This window comes from Rickettsia senegalensis (assembly GCF_056135685.1).
The window spans coordinates 1,304,238-1,321,121 of sequence record NZ_JBVYTQ010000001.1 but is presented as its reverse complement, the minus strand read 5'-3'; the positions used below and the strand labels follow the sequence as shown (position 1 = coordinate 1,321,121).

Sequence of the window (16,884 nt, the reverse complement as noted above, 5' to 3'; positions counted from 1 at the left end):
TCTTGCAATAACTAATAAAAAAAACTATTATCTAGTTTTCTATCTGTACGTGGCTTTGGTATGCCTAATTACAGTTTAAATCTTAGTAAATACCAATTTAAAGGAATAATCATGCCTAAATTAAAAACAAAATCTGCTGTAAAAAAGCGTTTTAAACTTACTGCTACCGGTAAGGTTATCGCATCTCAAGCAGGTAAAAAACATTTTATGCGTCGTCGTACTAAAGCTCAAATTCGTAACCTTAGAGGAACTACAATACTGTGTCCTCAAGACGGATATAATATTAAAAAATATTTTCTACCATACGGTATAAATTAATTTAATTAGGAGCCACAGCAATGACACGTGCAAAATCAGGAAAAATTTCCAAAAATCGACATAAAAAAATCCTCAAATTAGCCAAAGGCTATAGAGGTAGAGCTAATAGCTGTTTTAGAGTAGCCATTGAAAAAGTAGAAAAAGCCCTTCAATATGCTTACAGAGACCGTAGAAATCGTAAGCGTGATTTCAGAGGGTTATGGATTCAAAGAATAAATGCGGCAGCAAGGAAGCATGGGCTTGTTTACTCTCAATTTATGGGAGCTCTTAAAAAAGCAGAAATCGATATAGATCGTAAAGTACTTGCAGAACTTGCCGTCAATAACAGTGATGGATTCGCAAGTATCGTAGAGCAAGCAAAAACACATATTTAAGTATAAATAGTAAACGTCATTGCGAGCGACTGAAAGAAGCGTGGCAATCTCATGAAATAGTATAAAACCCTGAGATTGCTTCGTCAAAACTTACAGTTTTTCCTCGCAATGACATTTATTTTGTTACAAGTAATTAATTTTCGTTCGGTATAAATATTATGAAACGTACATTTCAACCTAGCAATTTAGTTAGAAAAAGAAGACATGGCTTTAGATCTAGAATGGCTACTCCAACCGGAAGAGCAATTTTAAGAAAACGTCGTGCTAAAGGTAGACATAAATTATCTGTTTAAAATAATCTGACTTATCAAATTGTCTATTACCTCTTTAAAAAATCAAAAAGAATTTGATCTTATAAATAAGCTTGGAAAGAAGTTCCATGAGAGATATTTTATTTTGGTAATAGCCAAAAAACTTCCAAAAATCTTCCTTGAATCAAAATATAACACCTTTTTAGGAATCAAAGTTAGCAAAAAGCTAAATAAAAAAGCTGTGGTTCGCAACAAAATTAAAAGGCGTATAAGACATCTGATTAGAATTATTGTTAGCGATTCTAAGCTTAATGCTATAAAATTCGCAATGATTATTATTCCAAGAAAAGGGTTTGAAGAGATAAACTTCTCACACTTGAATTTTGAATTAAGTAAAATAATGCTAAGAAATATTTAGATTTTATTGAATGGCTTAACATCGCCCGACATGGAGCGGTTTTTCCGTCATTGCGAGGAGGTATCACCCGTGTGAACCGAAAAATCCGTTCGGTGTCATACCGTGACTTGACCATGGTATCCAAAACACAATAAAAATACTAATAATTTTAGTATTTTTAACTGGATCCCGCTACAAGTTCGCGGGATGGACAGAAACGAAATTGAGCCACGCAACAAAGCCGCGACTAAAGGCTTTGTTGCATGGCTCAATAATCGTTATTGCGAGTGGGCATTGTTGCGTGGACCTGCTTTTCCGTCATTACGAGAAGAATTACGTAGTAATTCGACGAAGCAAGGAAGAAAAAAAGGTCGTGCCTCCGTATTGCAGTTTAGAGTAAATAGTCTATAATCCTCAAACAGTAATAAGAGAGAATTATAGTTAAGGAGTTATGGCAAAAATAGATGTTAAGTGTAGATATTGTAACAACACAGAAGAAGTAATAAAGTCAGGATATTCAATTTCAAAACAACAGAGATATCAATGCAAGCGGTGTAATCGATATTTTCAATTGGAGTATATTAATAATGCATCTAAGCCTGGAGTTAAGGAGCAAATAGTAGAAATGTCAATCAACGGCTCTGGAGTTAGAGATACAGTAAGAGTATTAAAAGTGGGTATCAATACAGTTATCCGTGTTTTAAAAAAATCTAGTATTAAAAAACAATAAATCATTCTATCAGTACAACAGAAGTAATTATTGCTCCTGAGATAGATGAACAATGGTCTTATGTACAGAATAAATCCAGACAACGATGGCTTTGGTATGCTTTGGATAAGATTTCGTTAAAAGTAGTTGCTTATACGTTTGGTACAAGATGTGATAGCACATTAGAATCATTACTGAAAAAACTAGAGAATTTCAAGGTGACTTTTTACTATACAGATGGATGGGGGAGTTATGCTAGGTTATTAGACCCTAAAAAGCATATTATCAGTAAAAAATACACTCAACGGATAGAACGAAGTAACTTGAACCTTAGAACGAGATGCAAGAGGCTTGCACGTAAGACAATCTGCTTTTCCAAGTCATTGGATATTCATGATAAGGTTATTGGTACTCTTATTGAACGTATAGCTTTTTAATAGGTGTAACTGCAATATGGAGGCATGACCAAATTAAGGCAACTTGTTGCTTAATTAAATTATTAATATTTCTTTTTATAAGGTAGTAAATTTACTATTTAGAAGAAAGAGAAAAGTTGCTTAGTTTAGAGATTTAGTGAAAGACAATTAATAAAATTAGTTCTATCGAGCTTTCAATTAAATGGCAAAAAGCTTGATTTTATACGAGGTCGGTCGTTTGATATTTTTGTAGAAATACCGGAAAATGAAGAATGGCGCACCCGAGAGGAGTCGAACCCCTAACCTTATGATCCGTAGTCATATACTCTATCCAATTGAGCTACGGGTGCTGAGCTTGAAGTACTTATTCCTAAGCCTTATTTCTTGTTTGCTAACATACGAAGAAGCATATATAAAAGCATAGCATTTGTCAAGAAACATAGAGCGTTTTTATGTTTCTCTGAATAAATGAAATATAAAAAATTACAATTAGTAGTTGAATTATAATATTAGATATTGTATATAGAGGTGCATAAATTAACATGAGAAAAAAATGGATAAAATAAAAATTAATTAGGTAATCCTCCCATTTTTAATCGCAATAGAGAGTAGGTCATGCCTCCATATTGCAGTTACGCCTATTAAAAAGCTATACGTTCAATAAGAGTACCAATAACCTTATCATGAATATCCAATGACTTGGAAAAGCAGATTGTCTTACGTGCAAGCCTCTTGCATCTCGTTCTAAGGTTCAAGTTACTTCGTTCTATCCGTTGAGTGTATTTTTTACTGATAATATGCTTTTTAGGGTCTAATAACCTAGCATAACTCCCCCATCCATCTGTATAGTAAAAAGTCACCTTGAAATTCTCTAGTTTTTTCAGTAATGATTCTAATGTGTAATAGTTGAGATTTAATCTTACATTTAGTAAAATTAAGATAATATTAAATGGAGGATTAGAGATGAATCTAAATCAAAAAATAATAAAGCCAAAAATAGGATTACTAGAATTAGCTAGGAGTCTTGGTAGTATATCGTCAGCATATAAAGCTATGGGTTACAGTAGAGACAGTTATTATAGGTTTAAAGAGTTATATGAAACAGGAGGAGAAGAAGCATTATATGAGATTAGTCGGAAGAAGCCAATTATAGCGAATAGAGTTGATCCTGCCGTAGAGAGAGCAGTATTAGATATGGCAATAGAATACCCCGCTTATGGTCAGCTGCGAGTATCAAATGAGCTTAAAAAGACTGGTATTCTTGTATCACCTGGAGGAGTTAGATCTATTTGGCTACGTAATGATTTAAATAATATCAATAAAAGACTTAAAGCATTAGAAGCCAAAATGGCTCAGGATGGTATTGTTCTTACCGAAGCTCAGTTACAAGTATTAGAGAAACGGCGTAGCGAGAAAGAAGCTCATGGTGAGATTGATACACAGCATCCAGGTTATCTAGGATGCCAAGACACATATTATGTAGGTAATTTTAAAGGCATAGGCAAGGTATATTCTCAAGTGTTTATTGATAGTTACACTCGGGTTGCAGAGGCTAAACTATATACTGATAAAACAGCACTTACCGCTGCTGACATGCTTAATGATAGAGTGTTACCATGGTATGAGAGTCAGCAAATACCAGTACTTCGTATTTTAACTGATAGAGGTGGTGAGTATAAAGGTAATATAGAACATCATGCTTTTGAATTGTTCTTAAGCATTGAGGGTATTGAGCATACTACTACTAAAGCATATTCTCCTCAAACAAATGGTATGTGTGAACGTTTTAATAAAACTATGAAACAAGAATTCTTTGATACTGCTATGCGTAAAAAGATCTATACTGATCTTGATGATCTACAACTAGATCTTGATATTTGGCTAGAATATTATAATAATGAAAGACCGCATTCCGGTAAATATTGCTATGGAAAAACACCTATGCAGACTTTTATGGATAGTAAAAAGTTAGCTGTTGAAAAGAATAACGAAATCTTATATCTTGAATACTCATCTGACAGTCATAACTTATCAGACATTCAGATATAATTTTTATAATGTCTGTAAGATTAAATCTTGACTTCTACAAATGATTGCCCTTGGGAAAGCTCAATATAGCTTTTAGAATTATATAAAATTTAATTATTTTTATACTCTAAGCGCTATATTGACTTTTTTTAATCTCCACGCAACAACGCCTTGCGAGAAGGCTTGCTTGCGTAGACTCCCAGTCGTCATTGCGAGGAGCGAAGCGACGTGGCAATCTCATGAAATAATAACAAACTCCTGAGATTGCTTCGTCAAAATTTTCAATTTTTTCTCGCAATGACAAAATTTTTTCACATAATTTAATGACAAAAGTAAAATATGAATATATTATTTTATATACTCGTTTAATTTGAAAAATTGGCTACGTTATTTTTTGCTTTTAATCCTCACGTACTAAATAATGTACGCTGCGGTTAAAAGCTCCAAAATGCCTTGCTTTTTTCCAAATTAAACTTCGTCTATCATTTATCAAGGAAGTTATGAGTACGGATATTAATAATATTAGCGATAGCTTAGAAATTGTTACGCAAGATCATTTATCGATTTTTTCTTTAATAAGCTCCTCCGACATAATCGGTAAATCGGTTATGCTGATGTTGCTTATCGCTTCCATTTGGTCGTGGACTATTATTTTGGATAAAATATTTAAGCTAGCACAAGTGCAGCGAAGAATGAAAAATTTTGAAAATGTGTTTTGGTCCGGTGGAGTATTAGAGCAATTATATGAAAGCATAAAGAGGTCGGTTAATAATCCGCTAGCTTTGATATTTGTCTCGGCTATGGATGAGTGTAAGAGTTTAAATACTAAAGGGCTTTCTGATGCGTTAAAAAACAACCATAAAGAGCGTATAACGGGTGCAATGTACTTAGCTCAAAATAGGGAAGTCGAAAAACTTGAGAAGAATTTAAGCTTCCTGGCAACCGTTGGGTCAAGTGCTCCTTTCGTAGGGTTATTCGGTACGGTTTGGGGGATTATGCACAGTTTCCAGTCGATTGCTACTTCAAAAAATACTTCTCTTGCAGTAGTAGCCCCAGGGATTGCCGAAGCACTACTTGCAACTGCGATAGGCTTGTTTGCAGCTATTCCGGCAGTAATTTTTTATAACTATCTTATTTCCCGTATTACTCTTATAAATAATAAGATTGAAGATTTTAGTAGCGAGTTAAATTCTATACTTTCTAAGGCAATTGATCAGGAGAAAATGTAATGGCTATAAAGCTTGCCGGAAGTAATAGAAAAAGTAAAAGAGCGGTAGTTAGTGAAATTAATGTTACTCCGCTCGTTGATGTGATGCTTGTTCTATTAATTATTTTCATGATTACTTCTCCAATGCTTGTTTCAGGAGTAAATGTGGATTTACCTGAGACAAATTCAAGTCCGATTTCAGGGCAGGATGAACCGCTAGTCGTTACTATCAATAATAAAGGTGAAATTTTCCTGCTTGAATCTCTTATAGAGAGCACACATTTAACCGACAAGCTTGCAAATATCACTAAAGAAAAAAAGGATGCTAGAATTTTTGTAAGAGGTGATAGGAATGTCTCTTATGGGCGGGTGGTAGAGATAGTTGCCGAAATTCATGCTGCCGGCTTTTCTTGTGTAGCTCTTATTTCAAATATTAAAAATAATGAAAAGTAACCAAAATAGGGATAATTTTACGGTTTTCCTTAGCTTCTCTGTTGTTCTGCACTTACTTCTTTTATATTTTTTTCTATTCGGTATGCCGTCACTTTTTGAAAAATTACCGGAAGGGCAAACTATAACTTTTGAAATGCTACCTGTTAGCGATAAACCAAATATCATAACCCAAACAAAGCAAAAAGAAGCCCCTATAGAAAACGAAGATGCTAAAAAGTCGGAGCAAAGTAAGCCAAAAGAAGAAAAACCGCAAGACTCGCCTAAAGAAGAAAAAACAAAAGAGCTTGAGGCTAAAACAATAGAAGAAAAGCCAAAAATAGAAGAGAAAAAACCTATAGAAGAACCAAAGCCTGAAGAAGCAAAAGAAGCGTTACCTGAGAAGAAAGAAGAAGCAAAGGAAGAAAAGACTAAAGAAGAGGAAAAAAAACAAACAGAAGAAAAGAAGAAGCCCGAAGAGAAAAAAGAGGAAGTTGTAGTTAAAAAACCTGAAGAGAAACCAAAAGAGGTAAAGAAAAAAGAGCCTAAAACTGATAAGCTTGATTCTTTACTGAAGAATTTAGAGCAATCTTCGGAAGGGGATAATGTAAAATCCACTAAGCATCAAAGATCAAAAAAAGTTGATAATGCAAAAGAAGCTAAAGGGGTTTATACGGACGGGCTGCCTCTTTCCGATAGTGAAACATCTTTGATAAAAAGACAAATTGAAAGACATTGGAGCAATGTGCCTGCAGGGGTTAGAGGCAATAATAAGGTAAAAGTCATTATTAGCATTACGCTCGATAAAGCAGGTAATGTTGAGCAGGCAAAGGTAAAAGAAAGAATCTGCCCTAATATTCCGGCTAGTGTTTGTGAAGCTTTGGCGGATAATGCAATTAGAGCGGTATGGCAGGCAAGCCCTATCGAAAATCTTGACCTAGCACGCTTTAATCACTGGAAAGAGATTAATTTTAGCTTTGATCCGAGTAAGTTGTAGGCTAGGTATTGCCTGTGTGTACCAAATCGTCATTGCGAGGAGGTATTGTTACGTGGATCAGTTTCACCTCTGTCTCATCCCGTGGCTCGACCACGGGATCCAGTTAAAAATACTAAAATTATTAGTATTTTTTATTGTTTTTATGGACCTAGTTAGCAAGCCACGGGGTGACACAGTAGGTTTTACCGGTCTACGTAACAATGCTTTCCCGCGTAGGCAGGAATGACATAAAGTAAAAATCCAGCACTATAATTGCCTACGCAGGAATGACATTAAGAACCATGAAATAATTTAAAAATATTATTCATCATGTTCGTGGTGGTCACCGATTAATTCAAGCCCCATATCTTTTCGCTCATTATCAAAACAACAGTAGCAGCAATAACCTATCAAGAATAATAAAGTTGCTCCCATTAAAAGTAGAGTCAACGCAGTATTACTAGAGCTTGCTAACTCATATTCTGAAGGTAATAAATCCGTAGGGATGTCGTTGTTCATAAAACTTAGTTATTATGTTTACTATTTATAAATAAAAAAACTTTACGTGTTTGTCTACTGAAAATGTATTTCACAAAGTTTTAAGAGCAGGATAAGTAAATAACAATAAATGGCATAAATTTAGACCAAAATGGACTATCATATGTAATAGTTGAGATTTAATCTTACATTTAGTAAAATTAAGATAATATTAAATGGAGGATTAGAGATGAATCTAAATCAAAAAATAATAAAGCCAAAAATAGGATTAATAGAATTAGCTAGGAGTCTTGGTAGTATATCGTCAGCATATAAAGCTATGGGTTACAGTAGAGACAGTTATTATAGGTTTAAAGAGTTATATGAAACAGGAGGAGAAGAAGCATTATATGAGATTAGTCGGAAGAAGCCAATTATAGCGAATAGAGTTGATCCTGCCGTAGAGAGAGCAGTATTAGATATGGCAATAGAATACCCCGCTTATGGTCAGCTGCGAGTATCAAATGAGCTTAAAAAGACTGGTATTCTTGTATCACCTGGAGGAGTTAGATCTATTTGGCTACGTAATGATTTAAATAATATCAATAAAAGACTTAAAGCATTAGAAGCCAAAATGGCTCAGGATGGTATTGTTCTTACCGAAGCTCAGTTACAAGTATTAGAGAAACGGCGTAGCGAGAAAGAAGCTCATGGTGAGATTGATACACAGCATCCAGGTTATCTAGGATGCCAAGACACATATTATGTAGGTAATTTTAAAGGCATAGGCAAGGTATATTCTCAAGTGTTTATTGATAGTTACACTCGGGTTGCAGAGGCTAAACTATATACTGATAAAACAGCACTTACCGCTGCTGACATGCTTAATGATAGAGTGTTACCATGGTATGAGAGTCAGCAAATACCAGTACTTCGTATTTTAACTGATAGAGGTGGTGAGTATAAAGGTAATATAGAACATCATGCTTTTGAATTGTTCTTAAGCATTGAGGGTATTGAGCATACTACTACTAAAGCATATTCTCCTCAAACAAATGGTATGTGTGAACGTTTTAATAAAACTATGAAACAAGAATTCTTTGATACTGCTATGCGTAAAAAGATCTATACTGATCTTGATGATCTACAACTAGATCTTGATATTTGGCTAGAATATTATAATAATGAAAGACCGCATTCCGGTAAATATTGCTATGGAAAAACACCTATGCAGACTTTTATGGATAGTAAAAAGTTAGCTGTTGAAAAGAATAACGAAATCTTATATCTTGAATACTCATCTGACAGTCATAACTTATCAGACATTCAGATATAATTTTTATAATGTCTGTAAGATTAAATCTTGACTTCTACATATCATAGAGCATAATATTTTATTGGTCTTGTAATATGTATAACCATAGAAAAAACCGCATATAGTACTTAAGGCTATATATTAGCCCGCCTTGAAAATGTGCGACCCCAAACATTAAAGATGCTATAATAACAGCTAAAATTTGCTGGTTCGGTAAAAGATTTTGTAATATTCTTTGTAAAAATCCTCGACAGAATGTTTCCTCAGCTATACATACGAAAAAGAAATTATTAATTGCCCATATCGGTAATATACTTGGGATTTTAGGCTCAAATAAGACGTAACCGCTTATCAAAGACAGGGCTATCATTATTGTTATACACAGTAATAAAGGTAGTAATGTGTATTTTACAGTGCCGCTACTCGCTTGTTTTTCTAAAATATATAAATTACTGATAGAGAAAATTATTAAAGCCGGCATTACCTTATCAAAATTTAGATACATAGAAAACGGTATGGATAATTCCGATAACTGTACTTTATTAATAGCAAGTATATTAAAAAATCCTGACACTTTATGAAAAGCAAATAAAGTAAAACAAAGGGAGATTAATATAAATAATAAGGTTTTTAGTACTTTATTTAGCTGTAAATTAAAATAGGTATAAGTAATAGCAGCAAAAATAGATAAAGCCCCAACTCTTATAATATTTATTACGCCTTGATATAAAGCGGCTAAAATTGTAATGCCTATACCTAAATATGCAGGTCTTTTATCACGACAAAATAAAGATATCAAGATTGTTGTAATAAGAAAAATATAGATGATAGTTAAGGATGACGTATAAACCTTTGTAAAAAACTATTTTTAATATATAGTTATTTTTTAGCATTAAAAATAGAAAAATTATTAAATATTGGATTTTAAAAAGAAAATATAAAAAATACTCATAAGAAAAACCAATAAAATAATATATATGTAATTGGGAGATTTTATGCAAGATATAGAATATTGGGAAAAAAATTTTGAAAGCTGTAAATATTCACATAAATTAATCGAAAGGCTTTTATTTTTAAATACCCAAGTAAAACAACCTGTTGATATTAGGGAAGTTAAAAAAGGTATTTATTATGCTCGTAAATATCATGGTGAGCAAATGCGTCAATCGGGTGATCCTTATTATTCTCATCCAATCGCAGTAACAATTATGGTAGCAGAATTTGTAGCAAAAGAAGCACCTAAACTCTTTACTTTTAGAATGCTACAAGCCGCATTACTTCATGACACTATTGAAGATACTGAACTTACTGAAGAAATGATTAGTAACATTTTTGATGAAGAGGTAGCAAGGCATGTAGAAGGTCTAACTAGAATTAAACCTTGTGGAAAAATAAGTAGTGCGAAAAGTCTTATTTTATTAATTAAACAAAAAAGATACGATACTGCTCTTATAAAACTTTTTGATAGAATACATAATTTACAAACTTTAGAAGCAAAATCGCCTGAAAAAGCTCATAAAATAATTAAAGAGACATTAAAAAGCTTTTTAGTGTTAAGCGAAATACTTGAAATACCTTCAGTTTCAGAGCTTATATATGCTGAATGTTATAAAAATAATTTAAAGTTTAATATAAATTCTACTTTTAATAAAATTATAAATTTCGATTCTTTTCCATTCTCTCAAAATAAGTTACTCCCATAAAGAAAGTTATACCTACCGGAATGAAAATTAAAAATAATCCCCAATATCCTAGATAATTGGTAATATAAACTAAACCAAATGACGTTATAATATACGTAAATAATTTTGCTATTGCACTTAGCATACTAGTATATGTAAATCTCTTAAAAACCGGAAAATATTTATAAAATATAGGAGCTGCCGGTACGTGATCAAATACGAATAATGCAGCTAAACATTGAAAAATAAAAATATATAAAGGAGTAGGGTTATAATTTAGCATTATAGGAAAAAAAATGAGAGAGGTAAAAAATAGATATAATTTTACCTTTAAGATTTTTAAAGGATGGATTTTATAGCTAATAAATGCAAGACCGATAATACCGAGTAAATCTATTATAGATACCCAAAAATTTTGATTTATAATTTGATTCGGAGTAAAACCGCATTCTCTTTTTAATATATCAGCACAATATATATACACGAAATAAAAACACGGAGGTCTCGCACATTGGATAAAGAAATACCAAATAGAAGTGGCGTTTGGAACTTTTTGATCTAGAATATCTTTGTCAATTTCTTCAAGCGTAATATTATTTTCTTGAAGTCTTAGTTTTAATTTATTTTTTTTATTTGAAAATGCCTCTGCTTCTTTTAAACTAGTCCTCGCAATAGTACCTACAAAAGCAATAGTTGCGCCAACAAAAAAAGCTATACGCCAACTTGATTCATGTTGATAAATATTTTGATTAGTAAAAATTGATGCAATACCTAGTGCTACCGTCGTGCCTACGGCAGAAAATACAGTTATAATTGCTACTAACGGATATTGTATAGGAGGAGATGAATTTTCGGTTAAATACAGCTCTGCACCTCGTGCTTCTGCAGTTGCCGACATACCTTGAATTATACGACATATAGTAAGAACCCAAGAGGCTGTTATACCTATCTGTGCATATGTTGGCATACTGCCTATAATCACACAAGTAATAGCCATTAATAGAGTAGTTAAAACAACTACAATCTTACGTCCAAAATGATCTCCTATATATCCGAATATTAATGCTCCTATAGGTCTTAACAAGTAGGTAGAGCAGAAAGAAAAGGCAGTAAGCAGCGAAAAAGTGAAAGGATCATATTCCGGAAAAAATAAATTATTTAAAAGCACCGCCATATGCACATAAAGCATAAGGTCAAAATACTCTAGAAATGTACCTATAGAAAGTAATCCGACAGCTTGTTTTTGTTCTTTATTTAAACTTTTTTGTTCTTTTTCGTAGCCTAACATAACCTTTATATATAATTAGATTTCGAAATAAGCTATACTTTTTTGGTTAAAAGTCAATAAAAGATTAAGAATTTTTAATAAATATTATTACAAAATATTTAGGTTCTGCAAAGTTATCTAGCCTAAAATCTTCAAATTATCTATTTTTCTCTGAAAGCTTTAAATGCAGTATCAGTAACGGGATCAAGTAAATATCTAAGTAGTGTTCTAGTACCGGTTACGATTTGTACCTCAGCTTGCATACCTGGATGTAGCTCAAGATTTTTAACTTTAGCAACTTTGTTAAATTCATCCATATCAATTTCAACTCTTGCAACATAATAATTATCTTGTTGTTGTCCCGGATGCTGTCTTTCATCTTGTACGATATCGGGTGATATGCTTACTACTTTACCGGTAAATGTTGGGGTCGTTCTTGATTTAAATGCACTGAAACGTATTTTTGCAACTAGCCCCTCATGTACTGAGTCAATGTTTTTTTGAGATACCTTTGCTTCTATTATTAATGGATCATTAATTGGTGAAATTTCCATAATAGGTTGTCCGTGACTTATAACACCACCTATTGTATGATATTTTAAATTATTAATTATACCGTCAACAGGTGATCTTATTATCACACGATTAAGTGAATCCGTCAGGGAATTATATTTTTCTTTAAGAGAGGCTGTTTGTACTTGAGCTTCACGAAGCTCTGTTAAAGTCCGCTCAGTATATTTATTTTGTTGATTTATAATTTTAATTTGAGTTTCGGTAATAGCATGGCGTATCCCTGCTATTTCGGCTTCAGTTGTTGCAACATCGCTTTTTGAAGCGGCAACTTTTGCTTCTTGGTCTAATAAAGCTGCTTTTTGTACAAAGCCTTTTTCTTTTAACGTTCTTACAGCTTTTAAACGGTCTTGATAAACTTCAGCAGTTTTTGAAGCGGCAACTTTTTTTGCTTCTAAACCTTCAATTTTTTTCTCAAGTTGAGCAATATTTTGATTTAATGCATCTTTCTCTGAGTTATATACTTCTTTTCTAGATCTAAATAAATTTTCCTGTGTATGAATTATTTTAGCCACTTCCGGTAAATTTATATCCTGCATTAGAAAATCAGAGAATTCGATTTGTTCTAAATTATCACGTTCGGCAATTAAACGATTTTCAGTTGCTAAAAAATTACGGTACTGACCAAGAATATTTTCATATTCGCTTTTTATTCTAGTTGCTTCAAGCTCTATTAACTTATCGCCTTCTTTGACTTTGTCACCTTGCTTAACGTAAATAGCATTGATTATTCCACCTTCATTATGTTGAACCGTTTTTTTATTTGTGCTTGGCATTACGATACCGACAGCTACAGCACCGCTATCAAGAGGGGCAAGCGCTGCCCATAATCCGCCTATTAATACTAAAAAGATAATAACATAAATACCGAAAAGTATAGGTGACCTTGCAGCTTGGGCTACGTTATTACGATCTTTATCTGTTTTTTTGGTAGTAAAATTAACAAACCTGTCAAGCTTTACTAATAAGAACTCTATAACGTGAGAGGTTATCTTTAATGTAGTATTTATTAAAGCTTTACGCTTAGAACTTTGACCTTTAAGGTTTAATGAATCTTCGCGTAAGGACAATAATTGTTTCAATTGCTCCGGAGTAATTTGAGGTTTATTGTGTTTTAAGTCCTGCATAATATTTAATCATTAATTATTGGTGTTTTTCGTCATTGCGAGAAGAATTACGAAGTAATTCGACGAAGCAATCCAGTAAAAAAATCTGTAAATCAGATTTTTTTTAATTATTTTTTCTGGATTGTCGCGTCGCTTCGCTCCTCGCAATGACGATTTGGAAGCCATGCGGTAATACCATTAATTATTAATATGAATTGTGCCGCTTTTTAAAGTTTTAAAGTGTTTTTGAATCTCTTCTTCCGTTCCGTAAACTGCAACGGCTCCATCCTGTAATATTAGAATTTTATCAACAACGGATAATACGGAAGGTCTATGTGAAATTACAACGACTGCTATCCCTTTAAGCTTTGCTTGTTTTAAGGCACCTGCAAGGGCAACTTCACCTGCCTCATCTAAATTAGCATTAGGCTCATCTAAAATGATAAGTTTTGGATTGCCGTAAAAAGCTCTAGCAAGCCCGATACGTTGTCTTTGACCACCTGATAGATTAGAGCCTGCAGGACCGATATCAGAATCATAACCGTCAGGGAATCTTAATATCATTTCATGAGCTCCGGCTATTTTAGCTGCTTCAATAACTTTTTGCGGATCGGCATCTTCTTCCATTCTAGCTATATTTTGTTTAATACTACCGCTAAAAAGTTCTATTCCTTGGGGAAGATAGCCAACATGTCTACCGAAATCGTCTCTATTCCAACGGTAAACTTCTGCTTCATCTAAACGTACTGAACCTGATGATTCTTTCCATGCTCCGACTATGATTTTAGCTAAAGTTGATTTTCCTGTAGCCGAAGGACCGATAATTGCTAAAACTTCGCCCGGCTGTACTGTAAAACTAACGCCTTTTAAGATATATTTCGGTACGGGAGGTTGTGGTAAATGTTTCGGTATAGGATGAGCATAATAAATATTTTCAACAGTAAGATGACCATCAACGTTCGGAATTGGCATCGCTTCATCTCTAGAAGAATAAGTGTTAAATAAATTATTAATGTTTTTGTATGATTTAATAGCACCGCTCATACTTTTCCATAAATCAATAGCATTATCGAAAGGAGCAAGAGCTCTACCGACTATGATAGAGCTCATAATCATATTACCGGGCGTCATATCTGCACTGTGAGATTTTACAACAATGTAAGCACCGACTCCGGTAACAGCCATTTGCATTATGTTACGGATAAACCTTGAAAAGTTAGAAATAACACCGTTACGATAGCTAGCAACTGATTGTTTATCAAGTGCTAATATGTTAAATTTATGCCAATTTTTTGTAACATTTTTCATCATTCCCATTGCCTCAATTGCTTCTGCATTTCTGTTTGCAATATCGGCTTGTGTCATACCTTTTATCGAAAATTCGGTAGCTTCACCGAGCGTTTTATTAGTAGCGGCAGCGTTAAAGAAAGCGGTTGAAACTATGATAACTGCACCAAAAACGGTAATAAGACCGATATATGGATGAATTGAGAAAATAACGGCGATATAGATAAGGCTCCAAGGGGCATCGAATAAAGTATTAATTCCGGTACTTGTTAGGAATGTTTTGACAGCTTGAAAATCACGTAATAATTGGCTAGAACCCATATTTGCTCGTGTTACGGCTGCAGAAATTGAAGAAGCAAAAATTACGGGAGCTACTGTTCTATCAAGCCATTCTCCTACCTTTATAAGTGTAAAAGAACGAGCAATTTGTAATAATCCGTAAACAAAATAGATATATGCGATTATTATTGATAAAAATAATAATGTTTGTAGATTACCGCTTCCAAGGACTCTATCAAGAACTTGTAGTGAGTAAAGAGGAGTAATTAACATTAGTAAGTTGATTACAAAAGCAAACCAAAAGACTATCCAAAAAGCTGTTCTACATTCGCCTAATGCTATTACTAGCGGGTTTTTTTTATTTAGATTATTATTGTTATTATCCATATTAGTTATATTATAAATAATTATTAATTAGTTCTTCAGCAATTTGGACGCTATTTAAAGCTGCTCCTTTACGTAAATTATCACATGTGATCCATAGATTTATCGTATTAGGTTTACTTACGTCATTTCTAATGCGGGAGACATATACGGCATCTTCGCCTACCACTTCAACGGGCGAGAAATAAGCAAGGTCATTATTATTAGAAATTGTAACAATTCCATCTGCGTCTTGCAATATTTCCTCAGCAATGTTAGCATCCATTTTGTCGTTAAATTCTATGTTAACCGATATAGAATGACCGATAAATACCGGTACTCGCACCGAAGTAACACTAGCTTTAAAGTGATTGCCCATAATTTTGTTTAGTTCGAAAGCAATTTTTGCTTCTTCACTTGTATAGCCATCTTGATTTAAATCACCTATATGAGGAAAAAGATTAAATGCAATCTGTTTTGGAAATTTCTTAGGATTATTCTCTCCAAAAACATATTTAGATTTTGTTTGGTCGTAGAGTTCGTCCATTCCTGCTTTACCTGCTCCTGATACTGATTGATAAGTAGATATCACTACTCTTTTAATCTTTATTTCATTATCTAGCGGTTTTAATGCTACTGCAAGCGGAATTACTATACAGTTAGGGTTAGCTATGATATTTTTAGTATTAAACTCTGTAAGTGTTGATAAATTAACCTCAGGTACAATTAACGGTACTTGATTGTCAACTCTAAAAAGTGAGGATTTGTCGATAACTACACAACTACTAGCAGTAGCTTTAGGTACAAATTCTTTTGAAACTTCTGAACCGGCACAAAAAAAAGCAATATCGATATCATCAAAATTTAAATTAGTTAAACTACTGATTTTCAGTATTTTTTCCCCATAACTTATTTCTCGTCCGATAGAGTTATCTGAAGCTATAGCATAAATTTTATTAACGGGAAAATTACGCTCAGCTAGAATATTTAGAGTTTCACTCCCTACATTTCCTGTAGCTCCGATTACTGCAATATTGTATTTTTTAGTCATTTATTTATTAATCCGATGAGTTTTTCGCCTCCGATAATATGGAAGTGAAAATGAAAAATAGTTTGTCCCGATTTTTCACCTTTATTAGTTATTAAACGATAACCATCTTTGTCTAGCCCTGCTTCATTCGCTATATCGGAAATTTTAGCAAAAAAATGTTTTATTTCGTCTATTTGAGCTTTAGAGATAAAATCCGCATAATCTATATATTCGTTTTTAGGTATAACGATAATATGTACAGGTGCTACGGGTGCTATATCTTTGAATGCTAAAATTTGTTCGTCTTCATACATTATTTTTGCCGGAAGATTTTTATCTATAATTTTTGCAAAAACATTTTCTTTGTTATACATCATTTTATTCCTGTTAAAGGCTTTATTGA

The 16,884-nt window shown here is 33.2% G+C and carries 20 protein-coding genes, 1 tRNA gene and 1 pseudogene; 12 read left to right on the top strand and 10 right to left on the bottom strand.

Features of this window, described 5'->3' with window-relative positions:
- Positions 1-111: 111 nt before the first annotated feature.
- From rpmI to AC0ODJ_RS07265, 6 genes are all read left to right on the top strand, one after another.
- The gene (rpmI, locus tag AC0ODJ_RS07290) at positions 112-318 is read left to right on the top strand and encodes a 50S ribosomal protein L35 (protein ID WP_202068800.1); all 207 of its coding nucleotides are present in this window, start codon (positions 112-114) and stop codon (positions 316-318) included.
- A gap of 20 nt (positions 319-338) precedes the next feature.
- The gene (gene rplT, locus AC0ODJ_RS07285; RefSeq protein WP_218460759.1) at positions 339-692 is read left to right on the top strand and encodes a 50S ribosomal protein L20; all 354 of its coding nucleotides are present in this window, start codon (positions 339-341) and stop codon (positions 690-692) included.
- Between the two features lie 158 nt (positions 693-850).
- On the top strand, positions 851-985 hold the full coding sequence (gene rpmH, locus AC0ODJ_RS07280) for a 50S ribosomal protein L34 (protein ID WP_218460758.1): 135 nt from the start codon (positions 851-853) through the stop codon (positions 983-985).
- Between the two features lie 19 nt (positions 986-1,004).
- Positions 1,005-1,361: a ribonuclease P protein component gene (gene rnpA / locus AC0ODJ_RS07275; RefSeq protein ID WP_218460757.1), complete on the top strand. Its 357-nt coding sequence runs from the start codon at positions 1,005-1,007 to the stop codon at positions 1,359-1,361.
- A gap of 186 nt (positions 1,362-1,547) precedes the next feature.
- A complete protein-coding gene (locus AC0ODJ_RS07270) occupies positions 1,548-1,751 on the top strand; it encodes a hypothetical protein (RefSeq protein ID WP_474465847.1) in 204 nt (67 codons plus the stop codon).
- 40 nt (positions 1,752-1,791) lie between these two features.
- Positions 1,792-2,486 (top strand): IS1 family transposase gene (locus AC0ODJ_RS07265; RefSeq protein WP_240466735.1). Its coding sequence is split into 2 segments (ribosomal slippage): positions 1,792-2,065 and positions 2,065-2,486, totalling 696 coding nucleotides; the frame shifts between segments, so codons are not numbered across the junction.
- 252 nt (positions 2,487-2,738) lie between these two features.
- Here AC0ODJ_RS07265 and AC0ODJ_RS07260 read toward each other — a convergent pair.
- Positions 2,739-2,815, bottom strand: a tRNA-Arg gene (locus AC0ODJ_RS07260).
- 291 nt (positions 2,816-3,106) lie between these two features.
- The gene (locus AC0ODJ_RS07255) at positions 3,107-3,400 is read right to left on the bottom strand and encodes an IS1 family transposase (RefSeq protein ID WP_474465838.1); all 294 of its coding nucleotides are present in this window, start codon (positions 3,398-3,400) and stop codon (positions 3,107-3,109) included.
- Positions 3,401-3,428: 28 nt separating this feature from the next.
- On the opposite strand from AC0ODJ_RS07255, the gene AC0ODJ_RS07250 reads away from it, so the two are divergent.
- The 4 genes from AC0ODJ_RS07250 to AC0ODJ_RS07235 all read left to right on the top strand — a co-directional run bounded on the left by AC0ODJ_RS07250 (position 3,429) and on the right by AC0ODJ_RS07235 (position 7,126).
- Entirely contained in the window at positions 3,429-4,514 is a 1,086-nt protein-coding gene (locus tag AC0ODJ_RS07250) for an IS481 family transposase (RefSeq protein WP_121834048.1), read from the top strand.
- Between the two features lie 479 nt (positions 4,515-4,993).
- Positions 4,994-5,722: a protein TolQ gene (gene tolQ, locus AC0ODJ_RS07245; RefSeq protein ID WP_474465545.1), complete on the top strand. Its 729-nt coding sequence runs from the start codon at positions 4,994-4,996 to the stop codon at positions 5,720-5,722.
- Positions 5,722-6,153: a protein TolR gene (gene tolR / locus AC0ODJ_RS07240; protein WP_218460786.1), complete on the top strand. Its 432-nt coding sequence runs from the start codon at positions 5,722-5,724 to the stop codon at positions 6,151-6,153. Before tolQ ends, tolR begins: the two co-directional genes overlap by 1 nt.
- A complete protein-coding gene (locus AC0ODJ_RS07235) occupies positions 6,143-7,126 on the top strand; it encodes an energy transducer TonB (protein WP_474465542.1) in 984 nt (327 codons plus the stop codon). Before tolR ends, AC0ODJ_RS07235 begins: the two co-directional genes overlap by 11 nt.
- Positions 7,127-7,166: 40 nt before the next feature.
- Here AC0ODJ_RS07235 and AC0ODJ_RS07230 read toward each other — a convergent pair.
- Both AC0ODJ_RS07230 and AC0ODJ_RS07225 read right to left on the bottom strand, forming a co-directional pair.
- Positions 7,167-7,333: pseudogene (locus AC0ODJ_RS07230) on the bottom strand (tRNA lysidine(34) synthetase TilS); the annotation flags it as partial.
- Positions 7,334-7,426: 93 nt separating this feature from the next.
- Positions 7,427-7,624: a hypothetical protein gene (locus tag AC0ODJ_RS07225; protein ID WP_218460784.1), complete on the bottom strand. Its 198-nt coding sequence runs from the start codon at positions 7,622-7,624 to the stop codon at positions 7,427-7,429.
- A gap of 208 nt (positions 7,625-7,832) precedes the next feature.
- Here AC0ODJ_RS07225 and AC0ODJ_RS07220 point away from each other — a divergent pair, with 208 nt between their 5' ends.
- A complete protein-coding gene (locus tag AC0ODJ_RS07220; RefSeq protein WP_474465759.1) occupies positions 7,833-8,918 on the top strand; it encodes an IS481 family transposase in 1,086 nt (361 codons plus the stop codon).
- Positions 8,919-8,976: 58 nt separating this feature from the next.
- Here AC0ODJ_RS07220 and AC0ODJ_RS07215 read toward each other — a convergent pair whose 3' ends face one another.
- Positions 8,977-9,696, bottom strand: coding sequence for a CPBP family intramembrane glutamic endopeptidase (locus AC0ODJ_RS07215; protein ID WP_256621229.1), 720 nt, complete (start codon positions 9,694-9,696; stop codon positions 8,977-8,979).
- Between the two features lie 196 nt (positions 9,697-9,892).
- Between AC0ODJ_RS07215 and AC0ODJ_RS07210 the strand changes: the two genes are divergently transcribed.
- Positions 9,893-10,600, top strand: a complete 708-nt coding sequence (locus tag AC0ODJ_RS07210; RefSeq protein ID WP_218460410.1) for an HD domain-containing protein — start codon at positions 9,893-9,895, stop codon at positions 10,598-10,600.
- On the opposite strand, the gene AC0ODJ_RS07205 is transcribed toward AC0ODJ_RS07210, so the two are convergent.
- The 5 genes from AC0ODJ_RS07205 to AC0ODJ_RS07185 form a co-directional block, all read right to left on the bottom strand.
- Positions 10,551-11,867: an MFS transporter gene (locus tag AC0ODJ_RS07205; protein ID WP_218460411.1), complete on the bottom strand. Its 1,317-nt coding sequence runs from the start codon at positions 11,865-11,867 to the stop codon at positions 10,551-10,553. The two genes, AC0ODJ_RS07210 and AC0ODJ_RS07205, sit on opposite strands and share 50 nt — an antisense overlap.
- 140 nt (positions 11,868-12,007) lie before the next feature.
- Positions 12,008-13,543 (bottom strand): HlyD family type I secretion periplasmic adaptor subunit, encoded by a 1,536-nt coding sequence (locus tag AC0ODJ_RS07200; RefSeq protein ID WP_218460412.1) that lies wholly within the window; start codon positions 13,541-13,543, stop codon positions 12,008-12,010.
- Positions 13,544-13,720: 177 nt separating this feature from the next.
- Positions 13,721-15,475: a type I secretion system permease/ATPase gene (locus tag AC0ODJ_RS07195; protein ID WP_218460413.1), complete on the bottom strand. Its 1,755-nt coding sequence runs from the start codon at positions 15,473-15,475 to the stop codon at positions 13,721-13,723.
- 10 nt (positions 15,476-15,485) lie between these two features.
- The gene (gene asd / locus AC0ODJ_RS07190) at positions 15,486-16,502 is read right to left on the bottom strand and encodes an aspartate-semialdehyde dehydrogenase (protein WP_474465538.1); all 1,017 of its coding nucleotides are present in this window, start codon (positions 16,500-16,502) and stop codon (positions 15,486-15,488) included.
- Positions 16,499-16,855, bottom strand: a complete 357-nt coding sequence (locus AC0ODJ_RS07185; protein WP_218460419.1) for an HIT domain-containing protein — start codon at positions 16,853-16,855, stop codon at positions 16,499-16,501. The genes asd and AC0ODJ_RS07185 overlap by 4 nt, the downstream gene beginning before the upstream one ends.
- Between the last annotated feature and the right edge of the window lie 29 nt (positions 16,856-16,884).